Raw genomic sequence first — 4,947 nt, 5'->3', positions numbered from 1 at the left:
GCTCGCGGCGGTGCTCGCGGCGACGTCAGCCCGGCACCCGGACGTGCCGCACGTGTACCTGTCGGCGATGGCCACGCTCCCCCGGCGGCGCGGGCTGGGTGCGGGCTCGGCCATGCTCCGCACCGGCGTGGCCATGGCCCGCGACCGCGGGCTTCCGGTCTATCTGGAGGCGTCCACGCGGCAGAACCAGCAGCTCTACGCGCGCCATGGTTTCCGGGTGCACGGCGCGGCGCTCCCCCTGCCTGACGACGGCCCCGTGCTCCAGCCGATGTGGCTCGCAAGAGTTATCCACAGTTCTTGAATTCGACGAACTGCGCGGACATTTGTTCTATACGATGAGGACATCGCCGGACGACGGGACCAACGGACGCTGGAGAGGTGGTGGGGAGCGTGGTCGGAGTACAGGGCAGCGGCACCGCACGTCCGGTAGAAGACGTCCTCGCCGACCTCGACATGCTGCTGGACGAGCTGACCGGTTCCCTGGCTCAAGGCATCGACGGGACCGACGAGTCGGCGGCGAAGACCATGCTGCCGACGAATGCGATGACGACGAATGCGGTGACGACGAATGCGGTGACGACGAATGCGGTAACGGCGAGTGCTGTCACGACGAGCGCGGCGACGACGGAGCCCGTTTCGACGGCACGCCTCGTGGCTGCGTCCGCCCGCCTCCGGGTGGCCGGCACCCGGCTGGACGCCGTGCGCTGGTCGATCCTGCCGCGCATCGAGAGCGCCGGGCTCTGGGTCCAGACCGGAGCCCGCTCGTTCGCCGTCTGGCTGGCCCGCACCGAGGACACGCGGACCCAGACAGCCCGTCGCGACGTCCGCACCGCGAAGGCCTTGCGCGACCACCTGCCCGCTACCCTGCTCGCCGCGCTGTCCGGCCGCGTCGGCGCCGACAAGGTCCGTGCCCTGGTCGACCTCGCCACCACCAGCACGACGCGCACCGAAGCCCTGGCCGCGCCGGCGATCGACCTCGCCACCATCGAACCGCTCGCTGACGGCCCGACCAGCGACCCGACGAGCGCGCCGGGGCCGGGCGGTACGACCGAGGACGGCACGACCAGCAACGACGAAGGCAGCGGCGACGAAGGCAGCGCCGAAGGCGGCTCAGAACCGACGCCTGCGAACCCTGCCCCCACCTACCCAGGGTCCCCGAACCCGGATCCCTCGAACCCAGCTTCCACGAACCCGGCGTCCGACGATCCCGTCGTCGATGACCCGACTGACGACGCACTCGTACCGGCCGTTCCGACCTGGGAGGAGCAGTTGCTCGTCTGGTCGAACGAGAACGGGCCGGACCGGTTTCCGTGGCCTGGTGCGCTACTTCGCCCGGCACGCCGACCCCGACGCCGACGAACGCGGCTTCACCAAGGCCGCCCAGCGCGAATATCTCGACGTGGCGCCCACGCTGGGCGGCTATCACCTGAGCGGGTTCCTCACCGACGAGCACGGCCAGGCGCTGACCACCGCGATCGGCTCGGTCATGGGTGCGCCCTCCGCCGACGACGACCGCACTCCGGGCCAGCGCCGTGCCCAGGCACTCGCGGACCTGAGCCGCGTGGTGCTCGACAACGGCCACACCGGCTCGGGAGCCGCCGTCCGGCCCCACCTCAGCGTGACGGTCTCCTGGACCGAGCTCCAGGCCCTCGTCACCAAGAACGCCGCCCGGTCCACCACCCGGCAAACCACCGGGGACGACCCTGCTGGGACGAGCGCTCCGGGCCCGAGCGACCTCCGGCCGAACGGCACGAACGGCACGAACGGCCCCAAGCCCAAGTCCCTCGGACCAGGTCGAAGCGGAACGAGCAATGCCGGACCGAGCAATGCCGGAATGGGCAATGCCGGACCGCGCACGCCAGCGGGCGTCCCCGACATCAAGCGTCCAGCAGTCTTCACGGAGACCAGCAGCCCCGTACCGGCAGCGCTCCTCCGGCGCCTCGCCTGCGACAGCGAGGTGACCCGCATCGTGTTCGGGCCGGACTCGCAGATCCTGGACGTCGGCCGAGCCAAGCGCACGGTCACGGGCCAGCTCCGCAGAGCCGTCATCGCCCGCGACAAGCACTGCGTCTACGACCAGTGCGACCAGCCGCCCACCAGGTGCGAGGTTCACCACGCGTTACGCCACTGGGCGCACGGCGGTGAGACCTCCACGACCAATGCCGCCCTGCTCTGCTACCACCACCACGACCTGGTCGACAGACAGAACATCACCATGCACTACGACAACGGCTGGTACTTCACCCACCCCAACGGACACGTCACCCGCCCCACCCGAACGGCCGGCACATGACCGAACCAGGCCGAACCGAACCGGGCCGGCCGGGCCGAACCGAACCGGGCCGGGCCGGCCGGGCCGGGTCGAACCGGGCCGGGCCGACCCGCTGGACTGGGCCGGGCCGGGCCGAAGCTGATCAGTCCCCCGACGGCCCGAAACGTTCCGTCCGGATGTTCGCCGGGTCGTGTCCCTGGGCCACGAGCATGCGCGCTATTGCCTCGACGAAGCCCGTCGGGCCGCAGATGTACACCCGAGGTTCGAGCTCGGGCGGCCAACCCCAGGTCGCCAGCTCGGAGGAGGTGAGCCGACGCGGACCGCGCAGCGCCGTCAGCGAGACCGCCCGCGTGTAGACAGTGCTGACCTCGAAACCGTCGCCCCGCGCGGCGAGCGCGTCCAGCTCGTCGGTGTAGAGGCGGTCCTCCGGCGTGCGAACCGAGTAGATCAGCCGGAACGGGGTGCGGTCGCCCGCCGCCCGACGAGCGCGGACCATCGACATCACGGGGACGAGGCCCGAACCTCCGGCCAGGAGCAGGACGGGTGTGCCGGCGTCCCGCACCGGATCCCAGACGAACCATCCGCCGATGGGTCCGCGCACCTCGATCGCGGCCCCGAGCGGGAACTCGTCGACGAGGTAGGGCGACACCTCGCCGTCGTGCACGCGCTGGACGGTAACCTCCACGCCCCCGCTGCCCGACGGCGTCGGTGCGCTCGCCAGGGAGTAGGACCGTTCGGCGGTGTAGCCGTCCGGTGCGGTGAGCCGCAGGTCGAGGTGCTGCCCGGCCTGGTGTCCGGGCCACTCGGGGATGTCGAGCACCAGGGTCTCGGCCGAGCCGCTCTCGGTGCGCCGCTCCAGGAGCGTGGCGACCTGCCAGCCAGAGGGGACGGCGTAGCGCGCACCGAGCCGTGCGCCCGCTGTCCCGATCCCTGCTGTCCCGATCCCTGCTGCCCCGGACTCCGCTGCCCCGGTCCCGGCTGCCCCAGCCCCCGTTGCTTCTGTTCTGGCGGCCTCAGTCACCCTGGTACCTCTGCTCGCGCCACGGGTCGCCGAGGTCGTGGTAGCCGAGCTTCTCCCAGAAGCCGGGCCGGTCGGTCGGCATGAGGGTCAGCGAGCGTACCCACTTGGCCGACTTCCAGAAGTACAGGTGCGGCACGAGCAGCCGCGCGGGGCCGCCGTGCTCGGGGTGCAGCGGCTTGCCGTCGAAGGTGTGCACGATCCAGGCCTTACCGCCCAGCAGCTCGGCGACGGGAAGGTTGGTCGTGTACCCGCCGTAGGAGCCCACCATCGCGAAGTCGGCCGTGGACTCGACGTCCGCGAGGAGCACGTCGAGGGAGACACCGCGCCACTGCGTGCCGAACTTGGACCAGCGCGTGACGCAGTGGATGTCGACCGTCGGCCGCTCCTGGGGCAGCGCCATCAGGTCCGACCACGTCCAGGTCTTCGTGGCGCCGGACTCCGCGGTGACGGTGAAACTCCAGGTCGAGGCGTCCACGTTGGGCGTGGGGCCGGCCGAGAGGACCGGGAATCCCGTCTCCGCGTACTGCCCAGGAGGAAGGGTGACGCCCTCGGGGCGGGCCCGGCCGCGGAAGCCCGGGGTGAGTGTTGCGCCGAGGCCGTGGTCGAGGCCGACGGGGTCGGGGCCGCCCGCTGCGGGCGGGGACGTGCTGGTCATGCCTCAAGGTAGTGCGACGACGGCGCCGCCGTCATCCGCCCGAAGCGCACCGGGGTGAGAAAAGACCAGGGTGGGAAGAGACGGAGCGCCCCGTCAGGCCAGGTCTTCCTCGTTCAGCGCCTCCTGCGCGATCTTGAACGCGCGGTTCGCGCTGGGCACGGAGCAGTAGATCGCGGTCTGGAGAAGCACCTCCTTGATCTCGTCGGCGGTCAGCCCGTTGCGGACCGCGGCACGGACGTGCATCGCGAGCTCGTCCCAGTGTCCGCCGGCGACGAGTGCGGTGAGCGTGATCATGGAACGGCTCCGCCGGTCCAGGCCTGGCCGGGTCCAGATCTCGCCCCAGGCATATCGCGTGATGAGGTCCTGGAAGTCAGCGGTGAACGCCGTCGTGCCGGCCATCGCGCGGTCCACGTGCGTGTCCCCGAGCACCTGACGTCGGACGGCGAAACCGTCGTGCCGCCGGTCTTCGTCGACTCGTTCGGGTCGCAGGTTGAAGCCGGCGAGCGGACCAGGTTCCGCACGACGGCGGGACCGGCTCCCGGCGCCGGATGCCGCACCAGGCGTCCCGCCGGCCCCACCCGAACCTGCACCGGACCTGCGGCTGGAGGCGGAGGTACTGGAACTGGAACCAGGGCTGGAACTAGGTCGGGAACTAGGGCTAGGGCTAGAGCTAGAGCCAGAGCTAGAGCCAGAACCAGGGCTTGAGTCCGGCACAGCACCGGAACCGTTCCCGCCCGAAGCCGAACCCGAGCCCGACGCTGAGCCCGAGCCCGAAGCCGAACCCGAACCCGAAGCCGAACCCGAACCCGAGCCCGAGCCCGACGCTGACCCCGAACCCGGCCCCAGCTCCGAGCCCGAACCCGCGCTCGGGCTCGAGCTCGGATCAGCGCCCCTCACCGCACCCGTCTCGTCGGGTGTACCGCTGCTCCTGGTCACGCCGTCACCCTTCCCGCGACGAGGTCGCGAACCAGTTCCGCTACCGCCTGCGGCCGCTCCGCC

At 71.3% G+C, this 4,947-nt stretch carries 6 protein-coding genes; 2 read left to right on the top strand and 4 right to left on the bottom strand.

Features of this window, described 5'->3' with window-relative positions; genetic code table 11:
• On the top strand, nt 1-301 hold a 301-nt coding region (locus PROKR_RS34255), incomplete at its 5' end, for a GNAT family N-acetyltransferase (RefSeq protein ID WP_036961497.1).
• 184 nt (nt 302-485) lie between these two features.
• Here the strand turns inward: PROKR_RS34255 and PROKR_RS37300 are convergent.
• Nucleotides 486-725: a hypothetical protein gene (locus tag PROKR_RS37300; RefSeq protein ID WP_245605744.1), complete on the bottom strand. Its 240-nt coding sequence runs from the start codon at nt 723-725 to the stop codon at nt 486-488.
• Nucleotides 726-1,318: 593 nt separating this feature from the next.
• Between PROKR_RS37300 and PROKR_RS07655 the strand changes: the two genes are divergently transcribed.
• Entirely contained in the window at nt 1,319-2,293 is a 975-nt protein-coding gene (locus tag PROKR_RS07655; protein ID WP_036961493.1) for an HNH endonuclease signature motif containing protein, read from the top strand.
• A 121-nt stretch (nt 2,294-2,414) separates the two neighbouring features.
• On the opposite strand, the gene PROKR_RS07650 is transcribed toward PROKR_RS07655, so the two are convergent.
• The 3 genes from PROKR_RS07650 to pcaC all read right to left on the bottom strand — a co-directional run bounded on the left by PROKR_RS07650 (nt 2,415) and on the right by pcaC (nt 4,437).
• Nucleotides 2,415-3,293 carry a ferredoxin reductase gene (locus PROKR_RS07650; RefSeq protein ID WP_245605743.1) on the bottom strand — a complete coding sequence of 293 codons (879 nt, stop codon included), beginning with the start codon at nt 3,291-3,293 and terminating at the stop codon, nt 2,415-2,417.
• A complete protein-coding gene (locus tag PROKR_RS07645) occupies nt 3,286-3,948 on the bottom strand; it encodes a sulfite oxidase-like oxidoreductase (protein ID WP_036961491.1) in 663 nt (220 codons plus the stop codon). The genes PROKR_RS07650 and PROKR_RS07645 overlap by 8 nt, the downstream gene beginning before the upstream one ends.
• A gap of 93 nt (nt 3,949-4,041) precedes the next feature.
• Nucleotides 4,042-4,437: a 4-carboxymuconolactone decarboxylase gene (gene pcaC / locus PROKR_RS07640; RefSeq protein WP_036961543.1), complete on the bottom strand. Its 396-nt coding sequence runs from the start codon at nt 4,435-4,437 to the stop codon at nt 4,042-4,044.
• Nucleotides 4,438-4,947 lie beyond the last annotated feature (510 nt).

The sequence above is a fragment of the Promicromonospora kroppenstedtii DSM 19349 genome (genome assembly GCF_000515355.1).
Lineage (GTDB): Bacteria > Actinomycetota > Actinomycetes > Actinomycetales > Cellulomonadaceae > Promicromonospora > Promicromonospora kroppenstedtii.
This window is presented reverse-complemented; position numbering and strand designations above follow the sequence as displayed.

Bases quoted from the DNA above. Each gene is read 5' to 3' on its own strand.
- PROKR_RS37300 (WP_245605744.1), bottom strand. From the start codon at position 725: ATGCGCGGCAGGATCGACCAGCGCACGGCGTCCAGCCGGGTGCCGGCC.
- PROKR_RS07645 (WP_036961491.1), bottom strand. From the start codon at position 3,948: ATGACCAGCACGTCCCCGCCCGCAGCGGGCGGCCCCGACCCCGTCGGC.